At 48.0% G+C, this 26571-nt stretch carries 22 protein-coding genes; 12 read left to right on the forward strand and 10 right to left on the reverse strand.

From position 1 onward, the window contains the following. Positions 1-85 precede the first annotated feature (85 nt). From coaBC to IE082_RS00520, 6 genes are all read right to left on the reverse strand, one after another. On the reverse strand, positions 86-1291 hold the full coding sequence (gene coaBC / locus IE082_RS00495) for a bifunctional phosphopantothenoylcysteine decarboxylase/phosphopantothenate--cysteine ligase CoaBC (RefSeq protein WP_229809652.1): 1206 nt from the start codon (positions 1289-1291) through the stop codon (positions 86-88). Between the two features lie 256 nt (positions 1292-1547). Then, a complete protein-coding gene (lspA, locus tag IE082_RS00500; RefSeq protein WP_189490242.1) occupies positions 1548-2036 on the reverse strand; it encodes a signal peptidase II in 489 nt (162 codons plus the stop codon). 120 nt (positions 2037-2156) lie between these two features. Then, positions 2157-5012, reverse strand: a complete 2856-nt coding sequence (gene ileS, locus IE082_RS00505) for an isoleucine--tRNA ligase (protein WP_189490244.1) — start codon at positions 5010-5012, stop codon at positions 2157-2159. 178 nt (positions 5013-5190) lie between these two features. Beyond that, positions 5191-5640, reverse strand: a complete 450-nt coding sequence (locus IE082_RS00510; RefSeq protein ID WP_189490246.1) for a YybH family protein — start codon at positions 5638-5640, stop codon at positions 5191-5193. Further along, positions 5640-5837 (reverse strand): zinc-finger domain-containing protein, encoded by a 198-nt coding sequence (locus tag IE082_RS00515; RefSeq protein WP_189490248.1) that lies wholly within the window; start codon positions 5835-5837, stop codon positions 5640-5642. The genes IE082_RS00510 and IE082_RS00515 overlap by 1 nt, the downstream gene beginning before the upstream one ends. An 80-nt stretch (positions 5838-5917) precedes the next feature. Further along, entirely contained in the window at positions 5918-6916 is a 999-nt protein-coding gene (locus IE082_RS00520) for an endonuclease/exonuclease/phosphatase family protein (RefSeq protein WP_189490250.1), read from the reverse strand. A 215-nt stretch (positions 6917-7131) separates the two neighbouring features. Here IE082_RS00520 and plsY point away from each other — a divergent pair, with 215 nt between their 5' ends. Beyond that, on the forward strand, positions 7132-7749 hold the full coding sequence (plsY, locus tag IE082_RS00525; protein WP_189490252.1) for a glycerol-3-phosphate 1-O-acyltransferase PlsY: 618 nt from the start codon (positions 7132-7134) through the stop codon (positions 7747-7749). Positions 7750-7760: 11 nt separating this feature from the next. Then, the gene (locus tag IE082_RS00530; protein ID WP_189490253.1) at positions 7761-8336 is read left to right on the forward strand and encodes a class I SAM-dependent methyltransferase; all 576 of its coding nucleotides are present in this window, start codon (positions 7761-7763) and stop codon (positions 8334-8336) included. 164 nt (positions 8337-8500) lie between these two features. Here the strand turns inward: IE082_RS00530 and IE082_RS00535 are convergent, their stop codons facing one another. Further along, positions 8501-9403, reverse strand: coding sequence for a segregation and condensation protein A (locus tag IE082_RS00535; protein WP_189490255.1), 903 nt, complete (start codon positions 9401-9403; stop codon positions 8501-8503). Between the two features lie 3 nt (positions 9404-9406). Then, entirely contained in the window at positions 9407-9586 is a 180-nt protein-coding gene (locus tag IE082_RS00540) for a DUF3460 family protein (protein ID WP_189490257.1), read from the reverse strand. Between the two features lie 215 nt (positions 9587-9801). On the opposite strand from IE082_RS00540, the gene IE082_RS00545 reads away from it, so the two are divergent. The 6 genes from IE082_RS00545 (at position 9802) to IE082_RS00570 (ending at position 20048) form a co-directional block, all read left to right on the forward strand. Then, positions 9802-11538, forward strand: coding sequence for an autotransporter assembly complex protein TamA (locus IE082_RS00545; protein ID WP_229809653.1), 1737 nt, complete (start codon positions 9802-9804; stop codon positions 11536-11538). Continuing rightward, positions 11538-15797: a translocation/assembly module TamB domain-containing protein gene (locus IE082_RS00550; RefSeq protein WP_189490261.1), complete on the forward strand. Its 4260-nt coding sequence runs from the start codon at positions 11538-11540 to the stop codon at positions 15795-15797. Before IE082_RS00545 ends, IE082_RS00550 begins: the two co-directional genes overlap by 1 nt. A gap of 377 nt (positions 15798-16174) precedes the next feature. Beyond that, positions 16175-17536 (forward strand): DNA repair protein RadA, encoded by a 1362-nt coding sequence (gene radA / locus IE082_RS00555; protein ID WP_189490263.1) that lies wholly within the window; start codon positions 16175-16177, stop codon positions 17534-17536. 96 nt (positions 17537-17632) lie between these two features. After that, positions 17633-18502: an ATP-binding cassette domain-containing protein gene (locus tag IE082_RS00560; RefSeq protein WP_189490266.1), complete on the forward strand. Its 870-nt coding sequence runs from the start codon at positions 17633-17635 to the stop codon at positions 18500-18502. Then, complete coding sequence (locus IE082_RS00565; RefSeq protein ID WP_189490268.1) at positions 18499-19332, forward strand: hypothetical protein; 834 nt, start codon at positions 18499-18501, stop codon at positions 19330-19332. The genes IE082_RS00560 and IE082_RS00565 overlap by 4 nt, the downstream gene beginning before the upstream one ends. Next, positions 19329-20048 (forward strand): hypothetical protein, encoded by a 720-nt coding sequence (locus tag IE082_RS00570; protein WP_189490270.1) that lies wholly within the window; start codon positions 19329-19331, stop codon positions 20046-20048. The genes IE082_RS00565 and IE082_RS00570 overlap by 4 nt, the downstream gene beginning before the upstream one ends. A 79-nt stretch (positions 20049-20127) precedes the next feature. On the opposite strand, the gene proC is transcribed toward IE082_RS00570, so the two are convergent. Both proC and IE082_RS00580 read right to left on the reverse strand, forming a co-directional pair. Further along, the gene (gene proC / locus IE082_RS00575; protein ID WP_189490271.1) at positions 20128-20946 is read right to left on the reverse strand and encodes a pyrroline-5-carboxylate reductase; all 819 of its coding nucleotides are present in this window, start codon (positions 20944-20946) and stop codon (positions 20128-20130) included. Positions 20947-21010: 64 nt separating this feature from the next. Further along, positions 21011-21754: a YggS family pyridoxal phosphate-dependent enzyme gene (locus IE082_RS00580; protein WP_189490273.1), complete on the reverse strand. Its 744-nt coding sequence runs from the start codon at positions 21752-21754 to the stop codon at positions 21011-21013. 116 nt (positions 21755-21870) lie between these two features. Between IE082_RS00580 and IE082_RS00585 the strand changes: the two genes are divergently transcribed. From IE082_RS00585 to IE082_RS00600, 4 genes are all read left to right on the forward strand, one after another. Further along, positions 21871-22905, forward strand: coding sequence for a type IV pilus twitching motility protein PilT (locus IE082_RS00585; protein ID WP_189490275.1), 1035 nt, complete (start codon positions 21871-21873; stop codon positions 22903-22905). Positions 22906-22932: 27 nt separating this feature from the next. Then, positions 22933-23430, forward strand: coding sequence for a glutathione peroxidase (locus tag IE082_RS00590; RefSeq protein ID WP_189490278.1), 498 nt, complete (start codon positions 22933-22935; stop codon positions 23428-23430). Positions 23431-23498: 68 nt separating this feature from the next. Next, a complete protein-coding gene (locus IE082_RS00595; protein WP_189490280.1) occupies positions 23499-25379 on the forward strand; it encodes a potassium transporter Kup in 1881 nt (626 codons plus the stop codon). A gap of 119 nt (positions 25380-25498) precedes the next feature. Then, entirely contained in the window at positions 25499-26557 is a 1059-nt protein-coding gene (locus tag IE082_RS00600) for a Gfo/Idh/MocA family protein (RefSeq protein WP_189490282.1), read from the forward strand. Positions 26558-26571 lie beyond the last annotated feature (14 nt).

Consider the following 26571-nt stretch of genomic DNA (forward strand, 5'->3'; position numbering starts at 1 on the left):
AGGATTGGTTAGAAAATGTATGGTATTTAAAAACCACCGTCATACCCGAATGATTTCAGCGGGAATGACGGTGGTTTTTTTGTTTTTATTTAGTAGTAAGCCGCTTGGCGATTTCGGCAATGAGTCGATGAGCCAGTTGCGCTTTGTCCTGTCGAGGCAACGGGTGTTCGCCCGCATTGTCCAGTAGCACGACTTCGTTGTCATCTGCGCCAAATGTGGCTGGGCCGTTGTTTGCAATCAAAAGGGGAATGCCTTTTTTGAGGCGTTTGGCTTGACCGTATTCGAGTACATTTTCGGTTTCAGCGGCGAAACCGACGCAGTAGGGGGCGTTCGGCTGCTGGGCGACGGTGTGCAGGATGTCGGGGTTTTGGGTGAACGAGAGGTGGGGGACGTCGTCGGCGTGTTGCTTTTTGATTTTTTGTGTGGCGGGGCTATCGACGCGCCAGTCGGCGACAGCAGCGACGGCGATGAATGCGTCTGTTTCGGCGACGTGGGGTAGGCAGGCGTTGAGCATGTCGGCTGCGGATTCTACATTGATGCGATGCACGCCGAGAGGTGTATCTAAAGCGGTGGGGCCTGAGATAAGGAGGACTTCTGCGCCTGCACAGGCAGCGGCGTGGGCGAGGGCGTAGCCCATTTTGCCGCTTGAGCGGTTAGTGATGCCGCGCACGGGGTCAATGGCTTCAAAGGTTGGACCTGCGGTGATGAGTATCTTTTTGCCTTTGAGGATTTGCGGGACAAACAAACTCTCGATGGCCTGCACGAGCTCGTGTGGTTCGAGCATACGGCCATTGCCAATTTCGCCACAGGCCTGCTCGCCTGCAGCGGGGCCGAAAACAAATATGCCGTCGTTTCGTAGTTGTTCGATGTTTCGTTGCGTGGCAGGATTTCCCCACATCTGCACGTTCATCGCGGGGGCGATGGCGAGCGGGCAGGTGAGCGGGTCACGTGCGAGGGCGAGGTTTGTCAGTAAATCATCGGCGAGGCCGTTGGCGATCTTGGCTGCGACGTTGGCGGTGCAGGGCGCGATGATGAATGCGTCGGCTTCGCGGGATAGGTTAATGTGCGCGATGGATGAGCTGGCTGCTGCGCGGCTGCTCCATAAGTCGTCATAAACAGGTTGGTTGGTCAGTGCAGAGAATGTCAGCGGCGTGATGAACTCCTTCGCACCATCTGTCATGACGACGGTGACGGTGGCGCCGCGCTTGATAAGCCGACGTGCGACTTCAGCGCTTTTGTAAGCGGCAACGCCGCCTGTGATACCGAGGAGGATGTGTTTGTGTTTGAGCATGGTTGACCTGTGTGTGACGGCGGTGCTGCCAAAATTTTGGCTTATTATAACAGTCTGACACATTGTTACCATCGATGTGATGGCGAACAATGGCGCAGACCCTGCCTCAATTGATTTTTTGCGCGGTGTATTGAATGGGCGTGCGGATATGGAAGTGCGCTGGACACGGGGCTAATTAAAAAGCTGACCAAAAAGGTCAGCTTTTTTATGCCAGTGAAGGCTATTTGATTCATTTGATTGAGTTTGATGGTGTGTATCAGTTGTGATTGGTTGTTTTTTTCTTGGTGAATTCATCAATCAGCAAAATCGCCACACCGATAAGGATTGCTGAATCGGCTATGTTGAATGCAGGCCAATGGTGGGTTTGATAATAAAAATCTAAAAAATCCACTACTTTACCAATGCGGACACGGTCAATTAAATTGCCGACTGCACCTGCCAAAATAAATGCCAAACCAAGACAAAAACGCGGTTCATCGCGGTGCTTGCGCATCAGATAAAGGATGAATACGGAAGCAGCAGTGGATAGGGCGGTGAAAAACCAGCGTTGCCAACCATCGTGATTGGCCAAAAAGCTAAATGCTGCGCCAGGGTTATAGACCAAACCGAGATTGAAAAATGAAGTGACTGGGCGGAACTCATGTTCAGCAAAGTTGGCTTCGATGGCGAATTTGGTGAATTGGTCGATGACGATGAGTGTGAGCGTGAGCAGTAGATAAGATGAGAGAGAGCGTTGTTTTTTCATGATGGCTTTTTAGATCAAGAATAGAGTTTCGAATGTGATGGGGTAGTGATACTACCCCATCAAAGAATCAAAACGATGTAGATAAAAGAAAAAGTGAAATTTTCCTGTTTCTAATTTTCTTTAAGCGTAGTGACGCTTTTCACCATCACCGAATAAGTTGGTCACACAGCGTGCACACAATGTTGGGTGCTCAGTGTCAGAGCCGACATCGACGGTGACGTGCCAGCAGCGTTCACATTTTGTGCCTTCTGCTTTGGTAACATCAACCCCCACGTTTGGCAGATTTTTGTTAGAAAAGTGAGAAAGTTCAAAGAAACAGCTACTGGTGTTAAGAGAGTTTCTGATTTCGACATTTGAGGTTAACATAACAAATTTTAATTCGTTAGTCATTTCAATTAACGTGTCGCGTACAGCTTCTGATTGAATGCTGATGCTTACTTTTGCATCTAAATTTCCCCCAATTTTGCCATTCTGCCGAGCTTGTTCTAATGCACCATTTACAGCATCTCGAATGTGCAGTATATGTGTCCATTTCTTGATTAGTTCGTCAGCGTTAGTAGGTTCAGGCAATTTGTGATAGAGCTGAGTAAAAATCGTATCCTCTTTGCTGGAACCCGTCAAAACAGGCCACGCTTCTTCTGCCGTGAAACTTAAAATCGGTGCCATCACACGAACCAAGCTGTGCGCGATATGCCACAGAGCGGTTTGTGCGGCGCGGCGTGCAGGTGAGTTTGGTGCGCTGGTGTATAAACGATCTTTCAGAATGTCGAGATAAAAACCGCCTAAGTCCTCAGAGCAGAAAATCTGCAATTTGGCCACGAGTGGGTGAAACTCGTACTTCTCCGCGTGCGCGAGCAAATCGGCTTGCCAGTTTGCGGTGAGTGCTAAGGCGTATTGGTCGATTTCGAGCAGTTCGTTAACGTCAAGCAAATCAGTTGCAGCGTTAAAGTCAGACAAATTCGCCAGCAAAAAGCGCAGTGTGTTTCGGATGCGGCGGTAGCCTTCGGAAACCCGTTTGAGGATTTCATCAGAAATGGACAGCTCACCTGAGTAGTCAGTTGAGGCGACCCAAAGGCGGATGATTTCTGCGCCCATTTTGTTCGCAACGTCTTGCGGTGAAACAATATTACCAACGGATTTACTCATCTTTCGGCCTTCGCCATCGACGGCGAAACCGTGTGTGAGCAGGGCTTTATATGGTGCGCGACCATCGAGCATGCAACCTGTGAGTAGGGATGAGTGAAACCAGCCTCGGTGCTGATCTGAGCCTTCGAGATACAGGTCTGCGGGCCAAGCTAGCTCGTCCGCGTGCGAGCCGCGCAGGACGTGGTAGTGCGTCGTACCTGAGTCGAACCAGACGTCGAGGGTGTCTTTGTTTTTCTCGTATTCTGCGGCGTCGTTACCGAGGAATTCGTTGATGTCTAATGTCTGCCATGCTTCGATGCCGTTTGCTTCCACGAGTTTGGCGATTTTTTCGAGCAGTGTAGGCGTGTCTGGGTGCAATTTGCCTGTGGCTTTGTTTAGGAAAAACGGCATTGGCACGCCCCACTGACGTTGGCGTGACAGCGTCCAGTCAGGGCGGTTGGCAATCATTGAATGCAAACGCGCTTGCCCCCACGCTGGGAAAAATTGAGTGGCCTCAACGCCTGCCAATGCACGCTCGCGTAAGCTCGCGCCGTCCACTTGGTTATCCATTGAGGCGAACCACTGTGTGGTGGCACGGTAGATGAGCGGTGTTTTGTGACGCCAGCAGTGCATGTAGCTGTGGTTGTATTTCACGACTTTAAACAGTGCGCCGACTTCTGTGAGTTTCTCGACGATTTTTGGATTCGCGTCCCAGATTTTCAGTCCACCGAAGTCAGGTAGATCCGTCGCATAAACACCATTGCCCATCACAGGTGTGAGGATGTCGTCGTTGGTTACGCCGTTGGCTTTGCACGAGGCGAAATCCTCCAGACCGTAAGCAGGCGCGGAGTGGACGATACCCGTCCCCGCGTCAGTGGTGACGTAGTCGCCCACATAGACGGGCGATAAACGCTCGTACAGTGGGTGTTTGAATGCGATGTGCTCAAGCGCGATGCCTGCGCAAGTGGCGATGATTTTGCCCGTTAACGCATAACGTTCCAATGTCGCAGCGACCAAATCTTGCGCGAGGATGAGTTGGTTATCATTGTCCAACTGTACCAGTGCATAGATGACTTCAGGGTGGACGTTCAACGCCTGATTCGCAGGAATCGTCCATGGTGTCGTGGTCCAGATGACAATGTGGCCAACGGGTGCAATCGTTGTTTTGAATGCTTGTGCGAGTTTATCGTGCTCGGTAAAAGCGAAACCGACGTCAATGGCCAAGTCCATTTTGTCTTGGTATTCAACCTCGGCTTCGGCAAGTGCAGATTCGCAGTCAAAGCACCAATTTACAGGTTTTAGGCCACGGTAAACATGACCGTTTTCTAAAATTTTACCTAACGCGCGAATTTCATCAGCTTCGTTTGAAAAATTCATGGTTTTATAGGGGTTGTCCCAGTCACCCAAAACCCCGAGGCGCATGAAGTCAATTTTTTGTTTCTCGATTTGTGTGGCGGCGTAGGTTCGGGATTTTTCTTGGACTTCGCGTGTGGGTAGATTGCGACCGAAGAGTTCCTCGATTTTGTTCTCAATCGGCATGCCGTGACAATCCCAGCCAGGTACGTAAGGCGCATCAAAGCCTGCCATTGTGCGAGACTTTACGATGATGTCCTTGAGGATTTTATTGACAGCATGGCCGATGTGGATGTCGCCGTTCGCATACGGCGGGCCGTCGTGCAGGATGAATTTTGGGCGACCTTTAACGGCGGCACGGATTTTTTTATAGCGGTTCTGTGCTTGCCATTCATTAACCCACACGGGTTCGCGTTTGGCCAAATCGCCACGCATGGGAAATGGCGTGTCGAGTAGATTGACGGGATAGTTGTTCTTTGGAGACTTGTTGTCGCTCATGTTGTGTACCGTTGGGGTTGTGCTGCGCGAAAATCTCACGCTCGCTGAATGTGACAAAACCCGCATTTTACCTTATTTTTAAAGGTCTTAGCGCGGGTTTGTCTGCGTGTTATCTTATTTGAGCTGGCGGTATAATCAAAAATATGACTCGAAAATAACCACCTGTGCTGTATGGGATTTAATGGAGTAAGCTGGGTAAAACGTCTGTGAGTTTGTTGTTGTCCAGCGCGACGGTGGCGTGATAAACCGACATGCGCCAGCCTTGCTCAGATTTGAGATACACCTGAGTGGTGTGCAGATTAAAGGCTTGTGTCTCGCCGCTGCGTGTGGTGAGTTGAATGTGTACGAGCAAAGTGTGCACCGCTGTAAGCAAATTGTCAAACGTGTGTGTGGCGAGAATATGGGCTTTGAATTGACCGATGTTGAATAAATTTTCCCACAAATCATGCACGGCAATGTGACCTTGGGCATAGGGTAAGTTTGGCAAAATGCAGATGATTTCTTCATCGTCTGACCATACCTTCATCATGGCTTCAATATCGCCTTGTGACAGCGCAGCGTAAAAAGCGGCTTCAAGCTCTGATGCGCTGCCAAATAATGATTTTGGTGCTTTGAGGCGGCGGCTCATCAGTGACCTTTGACGACTTCGCCAGCTTTTAGACGGTACGTCGTGCCGCAGTAAGGGCAAGATGCCTCGCCGTGGCTGACGTCAATAAACACGCGCGGATGGCTGCTCCAGCTTTGCATGTTTTGATTTGGGCAGTGCGCGGGCAAATCGGCTGCGAGAAGTTCAATCACGGGGTGTGTGGTGTTGGTTTGGCTCATGGTTTTCTCATTGAGATTGGTTCAAAAACAGTCGTGATTATATCGTGTGTTACTGTAAAGTCGATAATGAATTTTTTGAGTTAGGCACTATGGCCACGTTTGAATAAAAACTGCGCGACAGTTTGACCATGATCTGATGTTTGGGGTTGGCGCGTATGCAGGTGATCGTTGAGTGAGTAAACATCGCGCACGAGGGCGATTTGGTGTCGTGATTCTGAGTGAAACTCTTCAGAAACAAATACGTGGTCGAGAACCTCCAGTGAACCATCGTGAATGTAGGTATAGGCCACATAGCGTTGTGGGTCATTTTTGGTCTGAATCCGCATGGCATCAAATAACTGAAAATCATAAAAACTTTTACCAAACCGTCCCGTGCCGGCAATCAACTGTGTGGATACGGCGTAAGCATGGTCATTAAAGTCGCCTGCAACGATGCATGGTTCATGGTTTCTTTGTAATAAACCATTGAGGTAATGACGAATCGCAATGGCATCTGCTCCGCGACGCATCAAAGAGCGATAAGTGGCCAATGCCAAATCATCTGGATTAGATTCGTCTTCTGAAGCTAAGTAGTCAGGGCGTTTCGATTTGAGGTGTAAGCCAAGGACATGAAGCTTTGTGTCATTGGGTAGGGTCACCGTCACATGCGGGACAGCTCTGGTGATTTGGGTAATGGGCTCATTATAGCCGGGAGGCGTAATGGAGACTTTTTCCGAGTATTGGCAGACCCAAATGGGTTCTTGTGCTAAGGGTAAGCGTGTGACGATTGCGACTTGTGGCACCAGTGTATTTTTTGACGACATGCGCACGGCGTCACGGGCAATGATTTTTGCATGACGCATGGTGCGGCTGGCACGCACAGCTTCTTCTAATGCTTGCACATGAAAAACCTCTTGAAACACAATCACATCAGCGTTCATTCGGTCAATCTGGTCTGCAGTCCAGTCTCGTTTTGCTTCGTACTCAGCCACCGTGTAAACATCATGATTGTCATAAAACTGAAAGTTGGGCATTGCGAAGTTGCGTAGATTAAATGTGCCTACACGAATACCAATGTCAAAAGCATCTGGATTGGGCATGAATTTTTCCATGGAAGAACCTTTTTTAATTTGGGATTGGCCACTTTATAAGTGGTCTATAAGACCTGATGATTTATACCACTAATACTTTTTGTATCAATGCAATCACCAGTCAATCACCAGTGATTGTACGCCGATTCGTTTGAGGGCTGCTGTACAATGCCAAACAATCATATTGCCCATCAATATAGCAAAACAGCAAAGGAATAATCAATATGCTCACTCTCGTTTGGATGCTCACTGCTTATATCGCAGGTTCTGTGTCTTTCGCCATCGTGTTGGCAAAGATATTTGGTATGGCCGATCCACGCACCTACGGCTCAAACAATCCCGGTGCAACCAACATGCTTCGCTCGGGTAAAAAAGGCCTGGCGTTATTGACGTTGCTCGGCGATGGTTTTAAAGGATTCATGCCTGTTTATGCGGCATCACACTGGGGCGTGCTGGATGTTTTTGGACTGTCTTTGGTGGCGCTGGCTGCATTCGTTGGTCACCTCTACCCTGTTTTTTTTAAATTCGTTGGTGGTAAAGGTGTGGCGACATTCCTTGGCGCTGTGTTGGGCTTGAGCTCAACCATCGGCTGGTTAACATTGTTGGTGTGGCTCGCGGTTGCCATCATGACCCGCTACTCATCACTCTCATCTTTGGTGTGCAGTTTGTTTGCATTGTTTGGTTTGGTTTATTTGTGGGATGTCGGGTTGTGGACCATGGTGTTTTTGGTGATGGTTGGTCTGATGTTCATACGACATCGCGCCAACATCCAAAAATTATTGGCAGGACAGGAGAGTCAATTGTTCGCCAAAAAAGCCATTTCCACCAATTCTCCAAGCTAAAATTTTTGCGTATGACACATTCCGAAATTAATTGGCAGGGCTACATCGAAGCGAGTCCAATAGAGCCCCACCGAACTGCAAAAATAGCGGCGCGTTTACTCGCAGAGCGAGCTACCACTGTGCAATGCTTGGATATCGGTTCTGGAAATGGGCGAGATGCTCGGTTTTTAGCGGCATGTGGTTTTGATGTGGTGGCTGTTGATTCATCGCCTGCTGCGGTGGTGGCGAATCAAGCAGGGCTTTCATTGGTTGAGTGTGATGTTGTTGACTATCCACTATCTCTTTATGACATTATCAACGCCAGCTTGGTTCTGCCTTTTTTACCCAAGACAAGATTTCTTGAACTATGGCCAAAATTACTCACGTCGCTCAAAGTAGATGGTGTCATCGCAGGACATTTTTTTGGGCATCGAGACTGGAAAGTAAATGGCAGTCATGCATGGGGTTGTGATGAAAGTGATGTTCGTCAATGGTTAGAGCCGCTGCAAATTGAATGGTTTTTATCTAGTGAAGGCGCAGATTTGAACCATCTGGGTATTGAAGTGATGAAACAGACGATTGCTTTTGTGGCGAGAAAAAAGGCTTAAGGAAATGACGAACCACTTATGCGAAAAAATTTATTTGCAAACACAGAGATTTTTGGATGCAATTAATTTGCATGATTCTAAGGTGTTGCTTATGCTTGCGGATCAATAAAAAACGCTTCGTATTAAAAACGCTTCGTATTAAGGGGGTATTGCGGCGGCTGAAATTAGTTCACCACAGACTGATAAGTTAATCGCACATAAATCGGTGCATACGGCTCGGCTTGGGTCAGTTCAAGCAGTGATTCTCGTGATAGTTCAAGCATAGCGATGAAGTTGACAACGAGGACTGAGCGGGGTTGCTCGTTGGTGATAAGGTCTTCAAATAATTCAGAAAACTCCATGAATTGCTTGTGCTGTAGCTGGCGCAGAATGCTGGTCATGAATTCGCGCACGGATAAAACTTCGCGAGTGATGCGGTGGTGTGCGTTAAGTTTAGCGCGTTTGAGGATGTCGAGCCACGCTTGTTTAAGGTCGTTTGCATTGACCGACGGTAGTGGTTTTTCGACTTCAGTGTTGATGTCGGCGAGGGCGTGGAAAAAGTCTCGACCCGCGACGGGTAGTTCGTTGAGTGATTGTGCGGCGAGTTTGATTTGCTCATACTCAAGCAGACGACGTACGAGTTCGGCGCGCGGATCATCGACTTCTTCGCCTGTGTCTGATTTTTTGACGGGTAAGAGCATGCGTGATTTGATTTCAATCAGCATGGCGGCCATGAGCAGGTACTCTGAGGCCAGCTCTAAATTGTGCTTGCGGATTTGTTCAACATAGACGAGGTACTGCGTGGTGACCTGCGCCATCGGGATGTCGAGCACGTTGAAGTTCTGCTTGCGGATGAGATAGAGTAATAAGTCCAGCGGGCCTTCAAATGTTTCTAAAAACACTTCCAAGGCATTTGGCGGGATGTAGAGATCTTGCGGTAGGTTAAATAGCGGTTCACCGTAAAGTCGTGCGTAGGCCATACCGTCCACCACGTTTGGTGTGCTGTCTAATGCTGTGTTGTTGAGCACGGCTTCGACTGTTTCTTTCTCTATCACCGAAGGAGGCGTCGGTAGACCTGTTTGGCTCATACGTTAGTTGTAAACATAGGGTTTTTGGGCGATGGCAGCATCATCAAACTCACGTTGTTCACGCAGGTTCTGGGCTTTGTCCCAAAGACGGGCGCGACCTTCGCGTTGGCTTTGTTCAAGCTCTGGTTTGTCTTTCTTGAGTTCTTTAATAAATAAAGTGATGTCTGATTCGTAGCGTGCCATTTTTATTACTCCAAATGCGAATTAAATCCATATAATTGTTTACAATGAGGCCTGTGCTTGAAAAGTATCTGGCACTACCTTTGCTCGTATTTTACTTGAAAAATGGGCAAAAAACAGTGCTTGTGTTGGTCTTTGGGAGTTTTATGCATTTTTATTGTCGTTGGGGTCGATTTTTGTGCAAGGCACGTCCATTGCTGGTCGTGTGTGCTGTGTCGATGACTGCATATTCCAGCTCTGCGCGGGCAGATAATTATAAAATCACCATTGACGCGCCAAAAGAGGTGACAGCACTCTTAGAAACCTATTTGGACATTGTTCGTTATAAAACACGTGAAGATATTCGTGATGAGTACCTTGATTTTTTGGTTGATCAAGTGCCTGAGCAGGTGGCAAGTCTGCTGGCCACTCAGGGATACTTTGACCCGAAGACAGAAGTTTTTGAGGGTGGGAAGCCGCTGGACTTGAGCAATACGACAATGCTGAATGATAAACCAGATTTGCGTGTCAAAGTGACTTTGGGTGAACGCACGGTTGTACAAAGTGCCGTGTTGAATGTGGAAGGTATGATTGCAGAGCAAGACCCTAAACGTGTCAAAGCTTTAGAGTTTGACTGGTCACTGCAAGAAGATGAGCCATTCACGCAAAATGAGTGGAGTTTATCAAAAACCTTGTTGCTGCGAAAAATTCAAGCGGATGCTTATGCGGCTGCAAAATTTTCTACCACACAAGCGAGTATTGAACCTGAGAAAAAAGCTGCTCATTTGACGGCAACGCTAAACTCTGGACCTTATTTTACACTGGGTGAGCCAGAGGTTAAGGGGTTGAATCGTTATCCCGCGAGTGTCGTGACGAATGCCAATGTGATTCAGGTTGGTGAAGCGTACAACCGAACGAAATTGCTGGATTATCAAAAACGTTTACAAGATTTGCCTTATTTCTCGAGTGTTTTGGTGGATGTGGGCAGCGATCCGAATGATGCGCAACTCGCACCGATTCGTGTGCAAGTGGTGGAACTGCCAACACAGAATTTTAAAGGGTTGGTGGGTTATGGTACGGACTTAGGCGGGCGTGCGAATGTTCAGTACAATCATTTCAATGTATTTAAACGCGGTTGGGTCTTTGATTCTAAATACGACTGGCAGCAAAAATACCGAGAAGGCCGTGTTTCTTTGGCAACACCACAAAATAAAAAGCACTATCAGTGGAGTGTGGTGGGCAAAGTCACGCAAGACCGCGTAGAAGATTATCAGAGTGATAATTTGATTTTTGGTGTGCATCGCACCCGAAAATTGGAGCACTCATCGATTTCTTATGACTTGGATTACTATCACAATAAATGGGGCAATACAGGCAACTTTGAGCGTCGAAACGCTCTGTTTGCTGGCGTGACATGGGCAAAAAACAAAGTGGATAATCCATCATCTCCGCGAAAAGGTTACGCCATCGAAGCATCTTTTGGTGGCGCGGCGCGCGGCACGGCGTCTACTGCCAGTTTTGTGCGTGCATATGGTCGTTTCCGCTATTTTATCCCATTCAAAAAGGAGGACTCTTTGGTACTGCGTGTTGAGGGAGGGGCTGTTTTTACGAAAAATTCGCCTTTAGATATCCCTGATCCTTTGTTGTTTTTTGCTGGTGGTAGTAGCTCCGTGCGCGGGTATCCTTATCAGTCGATTGGTGACACAGAGACCATTGATGAGGACAATATTTTGCCGACGAAATACCTCATGACTGCTTCGGCAGAATATACGCATTGGCTTAATAAATCATGGGGTGCTGCAGTGTTCTATGATGTGGGAACGGCAACCAATGCACTGAGTAATGTGACCACTCATCATGGTGTCGGTGCAGGTGTGCGCTGGCGTAGCCCTGTTGGGCCGATTCATTTTGATTTGGCCTATGGTTATCCGAGAAAAAAATTATCGCCACACATTTCTATTGGGGTGTTGTTTTGATGACCGTGATTCGTGGTTGGGGCAAACGTTTAAAACAACGCTGGCAAGCGTTGCGCGTTTCAACGGTTGTCACTGAGGAAGAAACTCAGATAAAGGATTCAATCAACGAAGAGAAACCCACGCCTATCAAAAAAAAGAGTCGTTGGTTGCGTCGCTTATTACTGACGCTGTGTATTTTGCCCATCATATTGATTGGTACCGTATTGATTTTGGCCCAGTCAGAGCAGGGGACACGAGTTTTATTTCGATTAACCCATGTATTGAGTGCGGGCAGTATTGATGCGCAGTGGCGTAGCGGTAGTTTGGCTCATGGTGGCGCTGTTGAGCGTTTATTGGTGGATTTGCCCAATACCAAGATTAATATCTCGAATTTATCAGGCGAGTGGTCTTGGAATTATGTACCTTTGAACTGGCATGTCAGCAATATCAGTGCTGATGAGGTGTCTTTGACCACGATTCCGACAACACAGGATAAACCTGTTGAGAGCGTGCTTATGCCTTTCGCATTTGAGGTAGATCGCATCCAGATTAATGCGCTTCATATCACCAGTGGTACATCAACCACGACCATGACAGCGATTGATGGTGCGGTGAAAACTGATAAACGGCAGCATCAAATCAACTTGGCGAATTTAACTCAGGGCAGTGCGAGTTTTAATGGTCAAGCCAGTATTGATGGTGAGCGACCATTTAGAATGGTTGTGGATGTTCGCGCCATTTCACAATACGAGTCGAATGACTACAAACTCAGTTTGTCTGCTCGAGGTGATTTACAGCGATTAACTCTCAAGCTCGATGCCGAAGGCGGTGCTGCTGATTTGCCCATGTCAGGCGCTGGCGATTTGAGCATACAGTTGTTAGAACGTTACTATATCCATCAAGGTCAACTTGAGTTGAAGCATTTCAACCCCTACGCATTTTGGAATAAACTGCTCAAGGCTGATTTGGATGTCACCCTTGATGCCATACCCCAGAATACGGAGTCTAACGATGCCGACGAGACGCAACCTGTGGCAGGTCAATGGCGCATTGTTAATCATGCCCCAGCACCTTTGTCAAACTTGTCCTTGCCTGTGACGCAAAGCTCAGGCAGTTTTAAGCTTAGTGAAACCAAGCAAACGCTAAATGACATGGTGTTTGATTTACCTAATGGTGGCCAAATTATGGGCACAGGTATTTGGCAAAGCAAAGAAGGTGCTTTTGAGTTTGCCATTAACGGGTTTGATCTCAAAACAGTTCACCCAAAGCTGATTGCCACAAAGCTAAATGGTCCGTTGAGTTTGACTGTCGCTGGGACGGAGCAAAGCATTACCACCACCTTGGCACAAAGTAATCTGCAGTTATTTGCTGATGTCAACGTCAACAACGAACGCGTTAAAGTCAATCAAGCGCGTATCAACAGCCATCTTGCTGATACACCAGATGCCAAAATTGAAGTTCAAGGTGAGTTGGCCTACACAGAAGGTTTGCCGTTCGTATTCAAAGCACAATTGTTGCAATTTAACCTTGCCACGCTTGGGGATTTCCCCAGCAGCAAGTTACAAGGCGAGTTTAACATCAAAGGTATTTCAGTCCCTGAAGTGAAATTGGATGTGAAAGGTGCATTAAACAGCAGCACATGGGCGGGAGTACCTGCCACTGGCAAGGTGGATGTGAGTTTTGCTGCACCAGACACACTGACAGCAAGAGAACTGAATGTGAGCATTGGTGTGAATCGCTTTTTTGCAAAAGGTGGTTTGGGCGTGTCGTCTGATGTGGGACAACGTTTAGCGATTGATGTGAATGCACCTAATTTAGCACAACTGCAATTTGGATTGGCAGGTGGTTTCACCGCAAAAGGCGATCTGACGGGGAGTTTGACTCGCCCACGTGGCAAACTCAATGCCATAGCCAATCAGCTTGTTATCGGTGAGCAACGCATTAATCAAGCCATGCTGGATGCGACTTGGGAGCATGGTGACAGTGGGGCGATGAATGGCAAACTCAAAATCACAGGTTACCGCAATGGTCCGAAAATTGATTTTTCAGATGTTGATTTAAGTGTCAGTGGCACACAAGCGGTTCATCAGTTCAGCGGCATCATGAAAGGTCGCGTCGAAATCTTTGAGCCGCAGACGGCTAAGCCAGCTGTTGCTTGGATGCTTGACGGCGATTTTAGTGGTTCTGGGAAAGTCACCGATGCGGGATGGCAAGGTCAAATAAAACAGCTCGTCAATCAAGGCCAACCAGACATCACTTTACAGCGCCCGATGAGTTTGGCCTATGAAAGCGGTGAAATAAAAATGAGCAACATCGCAGCCAATGTCGCAGATGCTCAATTGACATTGGATACCTTAAATATCAAAGGTTTGCGCATCAATAGTCGAGGTCGCATTAGTAACCTTGTTGTTCCACAGTGGCTCACATGGCTTAAGTTAGAGTTACCTTTTTATACCACTGATTTAGTGGTTCAAGGTCAATGGGACATGACCATGGGTGATGCACCATCGGGTGGCTTTATCTTTGAGCGTGAGAGAGGCGATATCTCATTTGATCGCCGCCAGCGCAATCCGATTGACTTACAAGCGATGATGCTTAATGGTAAGTTATCTAGACGTAGTTTGACCGTTGATGGTCGATTGGAGAGCCAAAAATTTGGCAAAGTTAATGTTGACGGACAGATTGGTTTGGTTGGCAGCAGTGATGGTTTGGTGTTGTCAGGTTTGTCTCCACTGAATTTAAAGGCTGTGGCTCAACTTAGTGAACTTAAACAGTTCAATAGTCTGTTGGGTGTCAATATGCGTATCAATGGCCAAATGCAAGGTGATTTAGCGATTAAAGGGGTGGTGGGTAACCCAATTGTGTCAGGTTTACTCTCAGGGCAAAATCTCGATTTGTTGCATGTTGAGGAGGGTATTCGTCTGAAAGATGGCGTGATTCGTCTGAAACTCACCGAGTCACTTGTTGACTTTGAGCAATTTGATTTTAGTGGTGTTGAGGGGAAATTTTCTGTTCGTGGTCAAGTCTCTTATGGGGCCTCAGGTAATAAATTGTCAGCCCGAGTCACCATGGATAAACTGCGCCCGTTCGTGCGTGTTGATCGTCTGCTCACCATTAGTGGTAATGCTGAGCTCGGTTATGATGGTGCTAATCAACTCACGATTACGGGCAGACTTCGCGCAGATAAGGCGTTGATCGACTTGCCGCCGACATTGCCTCCGAGCTTGAGCGACGATGTGTTGGTTTGCCGAACGATCAAATCTGTTGATACCATGGCAATTGATGAGAATGTGACCAAAGTGGTCATAGCCAAACCGATGATGGCTGCAGAGTCAGAGACCAAAACCACGGTTTTTGACACAGACATTGTGGTTGTTCGCACCAAAAAAACAGAACCACAAGCCAGCAAAGATTTGAATAAGACGGTGATGAACTACACACAAACAAGTCCAAAACCAGTCAAGCAAAGTGACAAAGTTTGCAGCAAAGGGATTGGAAAACCTATTGTCAGTGATGATGACAAATTAAACATCATTCCGCAAATTGACGTTACGCTGGATTTGGGTAACGATTTTCGTTTCAAAGGGCAAGGTGCAGACGTCAAGCTCGTTGGTGAAGTGCGCCTAAAAACCGAAGACAGAGATGAAAAAGACACCCAAAGTGCTTTGCGTGCGACAGGCTTGGTGCGTGTTGAAGAAGGTTTTTATCGGTTCTATGGACAACGTTTGACCGTTGAGCGTGGTCAAATTTCTTTTCAAGGCCCCATTGAGGATCCTGGTTTAAATATGCGAGCCATACGAACAGTGGGATCTAATGAAGTGGGGGTTGAGTTGACTGGCACATTAACCAACCCACAGGCTCGACTCGTCTCAACCCCAGAAATGCCCGATGAGGAAAAGCTCTCATGGTTGTTGTTCGGCCGCTCGTCCAGTACGCTAAACACGTCTGATGGCAGCGCTATCGCAGGTGCTGCAGCTATTCTTTTGGGTAGTGATCAGGGGCGAAAAATTACCGAAAAACTGGGTATAGATAGTTTCAACTTCGGTTCTTCTGATAGTGGTTTAGATGGTACGGTGGTCGGTATTGGTAAACGTCTCACTGACAGATTCTCAGTGGCGTACGAGCAAAGCTTAGAGGATGTCGCTGGTGTGGTCAAAGTCACTTGGACACTGTCACGTCACTGGGAAATAGTGCTCCGAGGTGGCTCAATCGATGGTGTTGATATTCAATATAGTAAGCGATTTGATCGAGTTTTTGGCAATGACCCTGGCAAAAAATAATGCCTGAACGTTGAATAATATGCATTAAATTGGGGTTGTTGCGTCGTGAGTAAGGTCAGTTTTTAACGCGCCGCAACAGTCAGTTTTGAGTGACAAATAACACGAAACAACCGAAAATCATTTATTGTCTAAACGTGTTTTCAAATTTTGAGAGTGACTTAAAGACTTAAAAAATAGATTTCTGAATGATGGGTACGATAAAGCGGCTGATGCGATCTAAGCATAGCCGTTTTTTTGTGCATGTGTCCTTTGTTGGGTCATGCTTTGACGTAAAATGGTGCTTGGGTGACACAAAAAATGTCCAATTATTTATGATTGGTACTCTTTGATTTTTATTTTCCCGCATTTTTCTCCTTTTAAAAAGTTAAAGCACCAACATGGCCAAATCCAAGACCCAATACGTCTGTAACGAATGTGGTGGCGTGACCGCTAAATGGGCAGGGCAATGTCCTCACTGTCAAACGTGGAATTCACTGGTAGAAACCGCTGAACAAAAGCCCAGTGCTAATCGCTTCGCCTCGCTCGCACCCGCATCGTCTGTGCAAAGTTTATCTGATATCAATGCGGCGGATGTGCCGCGTTTTTCGAGTGAGGTTGCTGAGTTTGACAGAGTCCTCGGCGGTGGTTTGGTACCAGGTGCGGTGATTTTGATTGGCGGTGATCCCGGGATTGGTAAATCCACATTACTGTTGCAGTCGTTGGCAGCTTTGTCAAAAACACGTTCAGTCTTGTACACCAGTGGTGAGGAGTCAGGGGCACAGATTGCGTTGCGGGCGCAACGGCTCGGTTTGTCCAATGCGGCGATGCAGTTTCAGGCTGAGATTGGGCTTGAAGCGATTATGGCTACCTTGCAGACGCTTAAGCCTGAAGTGGCGGTGATTGACTCGATTCAGACGATTTATTCGGGTGAGCTGACCGCTGCACCTGGCTCGGTGTCTCAGGTGCGTGAATGTGCTGCACAACTGACCCGTGTTGCCAAAGCGACAGGTGTGACCTTGATTATGGTCGGGCATGTGACGAAGGAAGGCAGTTTGGCAGGCCCGCGAGTTTTGGAGCACATTGTGGACACGGTTTTGTACTTTGAGGGGGATACTCAGTCATCGTTTCGCCTGATTCGTGCATTCAAAAATCGTTTTGGCGCGGTCAATGAGCTTGGCGTTTTTGCCATGACTGAAAAAGGTCTCAAGGGTGTGACCAATCCATCGGCCATGTTCCTGTCGCAACACAATGCGGGGGTATCAGGGTCGTGTGTGATGGTGACGCAAGAGGGCACACGGCCTTTGCTGGTCGAGATTCAGGCATTGGTCGATGCGTCTCATGCCCCTGCTGCCCGTCGATTGTCGGTGGGCTTGGAGCAAAATCGTCTGGCGATGCTGCTTGCGGTGTTGCATCGTCATGCGGGTGTGGCTTGCTTTGACCAAGATGTCTTCATCAATGCGGTGGGCGGGGTCAAAATCACAGAACCTGCAGCGGATTTGGCGGTGCTGCTGGCGATTGTCTCGTCCTTGCGCAATAAGCCTTTGCCCGCTGGTTTGGTGGTGTTTGGCGAGATTGGACTGGCTGGTGAAATTCGTCCAGCACCGCGTGGACAAGAGCGGCTCAAGGAAGCCGCGAAACTGGGATTTACGCACGCTTTGATTCCGAAAGCGAATGCACCAAAACAGAAAATCGAAGGCTTGATTGTGATTGCCGTTGAGCGAATAGATGAAGCATTAGACCAAGTCCGAAAAATGGACTAAACGCATTGCTCGTACTTCACAAGCACCACACACAAAATCATTATGATGCCTGCACACATTCGAGCAATGTGTCGCAGGTTCTTAAAAGGAGAGTGCATGATTCAGATTAAAAAATTGTCGTTCGAATATGGGCAAAAAGTCGTGTACGACGACTTCTCACTGTCGATTCAGGATGCTGGGATTTATGGCTTGTTTGGCCGCAATGGCAGTGGCAAGTCAACCCTGCTCAAACTCATCTCTGGTTTGTTGTTTGCCCATGGCGGCACATTGTCGGTTTTGGGTCATGAGCCGAGTCGCCGTGCGCCTGACTTTTTGGCACTAGTGTACATCGTGCCCGAAGAGTTTCATTTGCCCAATATTACCTTGGCACAGTTGGCCGATTCACAGTCACCGTTTTATCCGAATTTTTCGAAAGCGCATTTTGAGGAATATGCAGGGATTTTCGAGATTCCGACCGACAAAGGTTTTGAATCGATGAGTCTGGGGCAGAAGAAAAAAGCGGTGATTTCATTTGCACTGGCGACGCATACCCCGATTTTGCTCATGGATGAGCCGACCAATGGCTTGGATATTTTGGGGCGCGCTCAGTTTAAAATCATTATGGCGCGTGCAGAGCATGCTTCGCGTGTCGTGCTCATTAGTACACATCAAGCGCATGATTTAGAAAGTCTCATGAGTCATGTGCTGTTTGTCGATGGGGGGAGTCTGGCTTTGGCGGCGGATATGATGACCTTGCAGAGTGCCTTGAGCATGGGTGTGACTGATGACATTGGCCAGCTATCTGATGTGATTTATCAAGAGCATTTAGGGCAGCAGGTGGCTTATGTGGCAGCCAATCATAGTGGTCAGGCATTACCGATTCATCTTGAGTTGCTTTATAAAGCACTGAGTTTGCAAAAAGAAGGCGTGCTCAAAGCGTTAAACAACTTTGCTGGTACGACTTCAACAAAGGGAGGAACAGCATGAGTGCAGTTTTTGATACAGCGCGGTTTGGCCGACTGTGGCGTGCGCATTGGGCTGAGCGTTCGAAATCGTATCTGTGGTTTTTTGGCGTCTGCATCATTGTGTATTTGATGATGGCATTAATGGCTTTTGCAACCGTGGGTGAGGATACGTTCAGGCACGAGGGGCAGATGATTTGCTTTTACATGGGGTTATTTGTGACGGGTGCAATCTTTGCGGCGCGGCATTTTGAGGCGTTGTCGCGTCAGGAGTCGGTTTTGTTGATCTTGATGCGGCCTGCTTCGGTGTTTGAAAAAATCTTGCTGGCTTTTGTCATGGCGGTATTGTTTTATCCGCTGATGTACACTGTGATTTATACGATGTGCAATTACCCCATGGTGAAAATCGCACAAGCCATCCGTTTGGCTGATGTGCAAGCCAATCCTAGCGAATACAACGTATATGAGCCAGAGGATTTTGCATTGTTCATACCTTTTTTCTCTTTAGGCGATGCGGCTGCGAAAGATGCGTTTTATATTCGTATTACTCAGGGATTACTGGCTTTGGGCTTTATCAGCGTACAGGCGTTTTGTGTGGGAGGGAGTCTCTTTTTTAAACGCTTACCGATGCTTAAAACGGTATTGGCAGCATTTTTATTGTTTGTTGGCTTTGTATTACTCATTGCGATTACAGGCGCATCACCTGAGCTATTGTTTGGACTTTGGTATGAGCGTCAAGAACGCCAGTTGCTTGACTGGTGGCAAATGGCAGCTGTATTCATGTTTTGGATCGGTACGCCCATTATGTTGTGGGTGACGGCATTTTTTCACCTAAAAGAACGTGAGGTGGCATGATGGCGCACACAGTCAAAAAAGGTTGGGTGGTGTTCGCAGCGACAGTGGCGATGGTTTTTTGTACCATGCTGATTTCGGGGTCGTGGCGGAATCATCAACAATATGCCGCGAATTCAGAAATTGTTAATGAGTCTTTCGACGTTTACGGTGTGCGTGTTGTGGAAATCAATGTTGAAAGTGGATTGAATATCGAGTTTTCAGATGCTGCTGTCGGTAGAGCCACGCTTAAAACAGAAAGAGGTTCAGAGGGTTCAACTTATACAGGGCGAATCAACAACGGCGTTTTGCAAATCAACGGTTCAGGTTATGCTTTCGATAATGTTTTGACTTTACCAAGCTCGGTGAAAGAGATTCGCATTGCTACGACCAAAGACGGGCAGCCAGACTTGAGAGTACACTCAGTTGATGGGATGAGTGTGCCTGAGCTCACTATTAAGGCTAATCAGCCTGCCAATTTATCATTAACCAACATGAATATTAAGTATTTACTGATCAATTTACCGTACACCACAGAAGAGAATGCCGCTCAGCAACTGGCACTTCACAATACAAAAATTGGCGATTTTGAGGTGAGTATGAACTTTGGTGATTTGGTTCGTTCTGGTGATACCCGCTTCGAAAAAGCGCAGTTCAAATTGGGAGATTCGGTGAATCTATCAGGTTGGTCTGCTCGACTGGTACAAAAAATGGTGATTTCATCGTTTAAGTCACCCTAAATCGCCAAATAACTATTCATAAGTCAGACAAAACACGCGGTTTAACAACCGCGTGTTTTGTCTTGAGTCCCTTCAATATTTATTTAGCCAGTTCAACAGCTAACTCTTTCGCACGTTCACAAGCTGCTTGTGTGCCGTGGTGAAGTGCTTTATCCATGCCATCGCTTGAGAATGCATTAAGTGCAGCGGCGGTTGTGCCGCCTTTTGATGTGACCTTTTCACGCAGAGTGGTTAAGCTGTCTTCGCTGGTATTGGCCAAAGCCACAGCGCCTGCAAAGGTTTGTTTGACCAACAAATCCGCCGTCGCTGAATCAAAGCCAAGCTCGACCGCAGCGGCGGCTAAATGCTCCATCATGTAAAACACATAAGCAGGGCCGCTGCCTGAGATAGCGGTGATACTGTCTATTTGTGACTCAGTATCGAGCCAGACGGTGCTGCCGATGGTTTTAAATATGTTGTCCAGAGCGATTTGCTCATCAGTGCTAAACACACTGGTGGGTGCGAAAATACCAGTCACGCCTTGACTAACCATGGCAGGCGTGTTTGGCATGGTGCGGGCGATTTTGCTGTGATTGCCCGACCATGAAGACAGGGTGGCGGTGGTGAGACCTGCGGCGATGCTCACGAGCATTTGTTTGGTGTGCAGTAGTGGCGTGAGGTCTGTGAGCGCGTCCCGCATGTTTTGTGGTTTGACGGCGAGCACCCAAATGTCAACGTTTTGTACTGTGCTGACTGACTCGTGGCAGCTGATGTGAAATTGCTCTGTGAGTTTGTCTCGTGTGTTTGCGTTATGCTCAACAACGCTGAGAAGGGAAGGGTTAAAGCCTTGTTTAATCATGCCGCCGATGATGGCGTTGGCCATGTTGCCGCCGCCTAAAAATGCGATATGTGGATTCATGGGAGCCTCCTTTTGAGTGATTGGAAATACGGAAGAATGAGCCAGTTGTTGGTTCTGTCTTCCTTTAAGTGCGTTCGCCAAATAATGCGCTGCCAATACGCACCATGGTCGAACCTGCGGCAATGGCATGCTGATAGTCGGCAGACATGCCCATGGACAGCGTGTCAAAGTGGGCTTGTGTATTGTTTGGTAATGTGGATTTGATTTGGTTAAACAGTGTGTGCATCGCGAGAAATGGTGCTTGCTGCTCCTGCTCGCTGGCTGATTCAGCTAAGGGGGCTGGAATTGCCATTAAGCCACGTAGACGCAAATGAGGCATTTGGCTGACTGCGAGAGCGAGCATTAGAGCTTCTGACGGCGTACAGCCTCTTTTGCTTGGTTCGTGGCTGATGTTCACTTGTAGGCAAATATTCAAAGCAGGCTGATTTTCTGGGCGTTGCTCGGATAAACGCTGCGCGATTTTAAGACGGTCAACACTGTGTACCCAGTCAAAGTGCTCGGCAATCAGACGGGTTTTGTTGCTCTGAATCGGACCGATAAAATGCCAGTGTGCTGAGTGATTGGGTAAAAGTTGTTGCAAAGCAACAATTTTATCCACGCCTTCTTGTACGTAGTTTTCCCCAAAATCACGCATTCCTGCTTCAAAAGCCGCCTGAATCACAGGCACAGCATGCGTTTTGGTCGCCGCCATCAGGCAAACACTGGCAGGCACTCGATGGTGAGCCTGACACGCCGATGAAATCTGGCTTTTTACTTGCTCTAATCGCTCAATATAAGTGGTAACAAGGCAGGGGTTGGCGTTTGACATAATCAAAATATAAGAGAATAATGGACGGATTGTGACAATACAGGGCAGTGCAGAGTGTTTGCATTTCGCTAAAAGCAGTGATGCCAAGCATAACACGGACTGACCTTACAAGACTCATGGACTTAACCGCTATTTTACATGCTGCGCAGCAGCAATTTGCCAGTGATGTGCACATGGATGCCGCATCATCGTCGGTCTATGTGCGTAGCGCAGGGCGACTGGTGCTGCTCAACGGTTTTCAGTCATCGCCTCAGGCTTTACACGACTGGCTGTGGCAACGCTTGAACGAAGCGCAACGCATCGTCCTTGGGATGCAGCGACAGCTGGATTTCTCTTATTTCGACGTTAATCTGGCTTTACGTACCCGCATCACTGCTTATTTTAGCTTGCATGGATTGTCTTTGGCGATTCGCTTACTGCCCTCGCAAGTACCCACCTTAGCTGAGTTGGGAGCACCTGCATTTTTGAGTCAATTATCTCCGTTCTCGCATGGTTTGGTGCTGATTACAGGTCCGACAGGTAGCGGCAAATCAACCACATTGGCCAGCACGTTGGCGCACATGAATCATAACTACGCTGCCCATGTCGTGACACTGGAAGACCCGATCGAGTTCGTGCACGAACAGGGTAAAAGCTTGTTTCATCAATCTCAAAAATCGCAACATTTCGATCACTATGCCGATGCTTTGAATGACTGTTTGCGTCATGACCCTGATGTGATTGTGGTGGGGGAGTTGCGTGATTTGGCGAGTATTGAGATGGCTTTGAGGGCAGCGGAAACGGGTCATTTGGTTTTGGCAACGCTGCACAGTGCGAGTGCGACAAATGCAACGACACGTTTGATTGATGTGTTTGATGAGTCCAATAAATCCTTTATTCGGCATGTACTGGCTTCTGTACTCATTGGTGTGGTGGCGCAAAGATTGGTGGCGAGTGCGCCCAACGCTTCAGAGCAGGGGCGCGTGGCCATTTTTGAGACGCTGATTGCCAACCCCGCCGTGCGCAACCTCATTAAAGAAAATAAAGAAACACAGTTATCCAATTTGATGCAAACTCAAGCGCAGCAGGGCATGTTTACCTTTGCCCAACATTACCAAAAGCTTTTGGATGCAGGGCGGGTGATTGAGCCGATGCCCAATTGGCTGTCATAACTGCAACGGAATAACCCAAGGATAAGTATGCCTAAAATCACTGACTTTACGGTCAAAAACCTGATTGATGAGCCTGAATCGCTGTCGCAATACGAGGGACGTGTGGTATTGTTTGTCAACACAGCCAGTGCATGTCGATTCACACCTCAGTATGCGCAATTGCAAAAACTTTACGAGCAGTACGCTGAGCGCGGCTTAAGCGTTTTGGCCTTTCCATGCAATCAGTTTGGGCGTCAAGAGAGCGGAAGTTCGGATGAAATCGGTGCGTTCTGTGACAAAAATTTCCAGGTGACCTTTCCTGTGATGGGGAAGGTGAGTGTCAACGGGAAACAAGCCGATCCTGTGTGGCAATGGCTAAAATCCCAAGCACCTGGCGTGCTTGGCACACAAAGCATTAAATGGAATTTCACTAAATTTTTGATTGGCAGAGATGGCCGTACAGTCAAGCGCTATGCACCATTGACAGAGCCTGTCAAAATGGTAGCAGACATCAAACAGTTACTGGTGCAGTCAATACAGTCATAAGCTATCCGCACGAAAAGCATGATTTACTTCTCGTGCGCTTCACGTATTTATAAGGATAAAGGTGATTCATGAGTCAAATTAACGATCCGCACAAACAAGCCTTGCATGCTTTGGCTCTCGGTGCGTTGGGTATTGTCTTTGGTGACATCGGTACGAGTCCTCTGTACGCCATGAAAGAGAGTCTGGGCGGGCATTACGGCCTAACCACTGATGCAGCCACCATCATGGGGGTCTTGTCATTGATGTTTTGGTCGGCGATTTTGGTGGTGTCCATCAAATACGTCACCTTCATCATGAAGGCTGATAACAAAGGTGAGGGTGGGATTCTCGCGCTGATGGCTTTGACGTTGCGTGGCAAGGAAGGTAATGCAAAGTATCGCTGGGTGTTGGTTCTGGGGATTTTAGGGGCATCCATGTTTTATGGTGACTCGGTGATTACGCCCGCTATTTCGATATTGTCTGCAGTCGAGGGGCTTGAGGTTGTCGCGCCCTCGCTGCATGAATACATTTTGCCGATTGCTTTGATTATCATCACGGGGTTATTTTTGATTCAAAAGCATGGCACAGGAGCAATTGGTGTGCTATTTGGGCCCGTTTGTGCGTTGTGGTTTTTGAGTTTGGGGGCTTTAGGGGTTTATCATATTATTCAAAACCCTGCGATCTTGGCTGCATTGAGTCCGCACCACGCGGTGAGTTTTTTTATGGATTATCAGGTAAAAGCCTTGATGGTCATGGGTTCAGTATTTCTTGTGGTCACTGGTGGCGAGGCGCTTTATGCTGACATGGGGCATTTTGGGCGTAAGCCGATTATCTTGGCGTGGTACGCTTTGGTGTTTCCCGCTTTGATGCTCAACTACTTTGGGCAGGGTGCGTTTATTTTGTCTGATGTCGCGGGGGCAAAAAATCCCTTTTTTATGATGGTGCCAAGCAGGGGTGTTTTACCGATGGTGATTTTGGCGACTTTGGCAACGATTATTGCTTCGCAGGCGGTTATTTCGGGAGCTTTTTCGCTTACCAGTGCGGCAATGAAGCTGGGGTATTGCCCACGATTAAAGATTGTTCATACCAATGAAAAAGAAAAAGGGCAGATTTATGTGCCATTTGTTAATTGGTTTTTGTGGGCATTGGTGGTGTTTGCGGTGTTGTACTTTAAAACATCGAGCAATCTGGCTGCGGCGTATGGCATTGCAGTGACCACGACGATGTTGATTGATGATGTTTTGCTTTTGGTGGTGATGTTGACTGTGTGGCGCTGGTCAAAACCTGTGGCTTGGCTGTTGTTTGCTGCTTTTGTCGTGGTTGATGGCATGTTCTTTGGTGCGAATGTGATTAAGTTCACCCATGGTGGTTGGTTCCCAGCGGTGTTGGGGGCGGCGATATTCATTGTGTTGATGACGTGGAAACGAGGCAAAGATTTGGTTCACGACCGCACGGAAGGCGTGAACTTACCGCTTGTTCCCTTCATGCAAAGCCTGCTTGAGCATCCACCAACACGGGTGGAAGGCACAGCAATGTTCATGCATGCTGATTTGAGTAATGTACCCAATTCTTTATTGCATAACCTGAAACACAACCGAGTATTGCATGAACGAATCGTGTTTTTGGGTATTCACACTGAGGATGTGCCTTATATTGCTGATGAGGCGAAAATCCACATTGATGAAATTGCAGATAATGTCTATGTGGTCAATGGTCACTATGGCTTTAAAGACGAGCCGATTATGGCCGAAATTATGGGTTTGTGCGCCCACCAAAACCTCAATCTGGAGATGATGGACACCTCGTTTTTCTTAAACCGCGAAACCGTGATTCCAAGCAAACTCAAAGGCATGGCCATTTGGCGTGAACGGATGTTTGCGCTCATGATGCGCAATTCGGTACGTGCAACGGATTACTTCCAAATCCCACCCAATCGGGTGGTGGAAATGGGGACACAGGTGGAGATTTAAGAAAGCTTGTTGGTCTGACATAAAAACCAGTGCGAATGGGCACTGGTTTTTTTATAGGTGATGTACGGGTATGAGTTGAGCGGTATGATTTTGTTATTGATAAAATTGAAGGAGTGGCAATGAAGGCGATTGTGGTGGGTTATGGTTTGTCGGGTAAGGTGTTTCATGTGCCTTTGCTCAAAGCGGCGAGTATTGAGGTGGCTGCGGTTGTGACGCGAGATGAGGAGCGCCGTGCTCAGGTGCGTGCGGATTGTCCTCAAGCTTTGCTATGTGATGATTTGAGTGCGGCGTTGAGTGCTGAACCTGATGCGGTGCTGGTGGTTGTGGCGAGTACCACCGCGAGTCATACGCCGTTAGCGATTGAGGCTTTGCAGGCTGGGCGGCATGTGGTGGTGGATAAGCCTGTGGCGTTGACGGCAGATGAGTTTCGACAGGTCGTTGATTTGGCTCAGGCATCTGGGCGGTGGGTGATTCCGTTTCAAAATCGGCGTTGGGATGCGGATTTTTTGACTTTGCGTGGGTTGTTGTCACAAAATGCTCTGGGCGAGGTGGTGCGTTATGAGGCGCGTTTTGACCGCTATAATCCTGTGGTCAAAGACCGCTGGCGCGAGCACAATGTCGCTGGAGCGGGGATGCTTTATGACTTGGGGCCGCATTTGATTGACCAAGCTTTGCAGTTGTTTGGTCGACCTGATTGGGTGTTTTGCACCTTGCTGCAACAGCGAGCAGGTGCGCAGATTGATGATGGATTCGAGCTGGTTTTGGGTAAAAACGACTCAAGTTATCCTTATGTGACTTTGGGCGCTTCGGTGTTCAGCAGCCTCGGCGATGCAGCCAGCGGGGCACCACGGTTTAAGGTATTTGGCCGACAAGGCACTTGGCTTAAGAGCGGCTTTGACCCTCAGGAAGTCCCACTTCGTGCGGGTGAGATTCCAATACAGATCGATTGGCAAACCGAATCAGAGTCGGCGCGTGGTCGTCTGCTCGACGGAGTGTTGCAGTCAGAAACACGAACTCAAGCTGGGGTGGGGCAATGGCCGTATTTTTATGTGCAAGTGGCTCGTGCTATATCTGGCAACGGCGAACCACCTGTGCTCGCCAGTGAAGCGGTGGTGACTTGCGAGGTGATTGATGCGGCGTTAGCGAGTCATCAACGTGGCATCAAGGTGCGCCTTTGACCAATGCCAGATAA

This window comes from Formosimonas limnophila (genome assembly GCF_014652675.1).
Classification (GTDB): Bacteria; Pseudomonadota; Gammaproteobacteria; order Burkholderiales; family Burkholderiaceae; genus Hydromonas; species Hydromonas limnophila.

Excerpts from the sequence above, each read along its gene's own strand:
- IE082_RS00530 (WP_189490253.1), top strand. The coding sequence starts at position 7,761 with ATGACACATTCCGAAATTAATTGGCAGGGCTACATCGAAGCGAGTCCA.
- IE082_RS00545 (WP_229809653.1), top strand. The coding sequence starts at position 9,802 with ATGACTGCATATTCCAGCTCTGCGCGGGCAGATAATTATAAAATCACC.
- IE082_RS00515 (WP_189490248.1), bottom strand. The coding sequence starts at position 5,837 with ATGAGCCAAACCAACACCACACACCCCGTGATTGAACTTCTCGCAGCC.
- IE082_RS00595 (WP_189490280.1), top strand. The coding sequence starts at position 23,499 with ATGAGTCAAATTAACGATCCGCACAAACAAGCCTTGCATGCTTTGGCT.
- IE082_RS00560 (WP_189490266.1), top strand. The coding sequence starts at position 17,633 with ATGATTCAGATTAAAAAATTGTCGTTCGAATATGGGCAAAAAGTCGTG.
- IE082_RS00585 (WP_189490275.1), top strand. The coding sequence starts at position 21,871 with ATGGACTTAACCGCTATTTTACATGCTGCGCAGCAGCAATTTGCCAGT.
- IE082_RS00540 (WP_189490257.1), bottom strand. The coding sequence starts at position 9,586 with ATGGCACGCTACGAATCAGACATCACTTTATTTATTAAAGAACTCAAG.
- IE082_RS00565 (WP_189490268.1), top strand. The coding sequence starts at position 18,499 with ATGAGTGCAGTTTTTGATACAGCGCGGTTTGGCCGACTGTGGCGTGCG.
- IE082_RS00590 (WP_189490278.1), top strand. The coding sequence starts at position 22,933 with ATGCCTAAAATCACTGACTTTACGGTCAAAAACCTGATTGATGAGCCT.
- proC (WP_189490271.1), bottom strand. The coding sequence starts at position 20,946 with ATGAATCCACATATCGCATTTTTAGGCGGCGGCAACATGGCCAACGCC.
- IE082_RS00510 (WP_189490246.1), bottom strand. The coding sequence starts at position 5,640 with ATGAGCCGCCGCCTCAAAGCACCAAAATCATTATTTGGCAGCGCATCA.
- IE082_RS00570 (WP_189490270.1), top strand. The coding sequence starts at position 19,329 with ATGATGGCGCACACAGTCAAAAAAGGTTGGGTGGTGTTCGCAGCGACA.
- radA (WP_189490263.1), top strand. The coding sequence starts at position 16,175 with ATGGCCAAATCCAAGACCCAATACGTCTGTAACGAATGTGGTGGCGTG.
- IE082_RS00550 (WP_189490261.1), top strand. The coding sequence starts at position 11,538 with ATGACCGTGATTCGTGGTTGGGGCAAACGTTTAAAACAACGCTGGCAA.
- IE082_RS00600 (WP_189490282.1), top strand. The coding sequence starts at position 25,499 with ATGAAGGCGATTGTGGTGGGTTATGGTTTGTCGGGTAAGGTGTTTCAT.
- ileS (WP_189490244.1), bottom strand. The coding sequence starts at position 5,012 with ATGAGCGACAACAAGTCTCCAAAGAACAACTATCCCGTCAATCTACTC.
- IE082_RS00580 (WP_189490273.1), bottom strand. The coding sequence starts at position 21,754 with ATGTCAAACGCCAACCCCTGCCTTGTTACCACTTATATTGAGCGATTA.
- coaBC (WP_229809652.1), bottom strand. The coding sequence starts at position 1,291 with ATGCTCAAACACAAACACATCCTCCTCGGTATCACAGGCGGCGTTGCC.
- plsY (WP_189490252.1), top strand. The coding sequence starts at position 7,132 with ATGCTCACTCTCGTTTGGATGCTCACTGCTTATATCGCAGGTTCTGTG.
- IE082_RS00535 (WP_189490255.1), bottom strand. The coding sequence starts at position 9,403 with ATGAGCCAAACAGGTCTACCGACGCCTCCTTCGGTGATAGAGAAAGAA.
- lspA (WP_189490242.1), bottom strand. The coding sequence starts at position 2,036 with ATGAAAAAACAACGCTCTCTCTCATCTTATCTACTGCTCACGCTCACA.
- IE082_RS00520 (WP_189490250.1), bottom strand. The coding sequence starts at position 6,916 with ATGCCCAATCCAGATGCTTTTGACATTGGTATTCGTGTAGGCACATTT.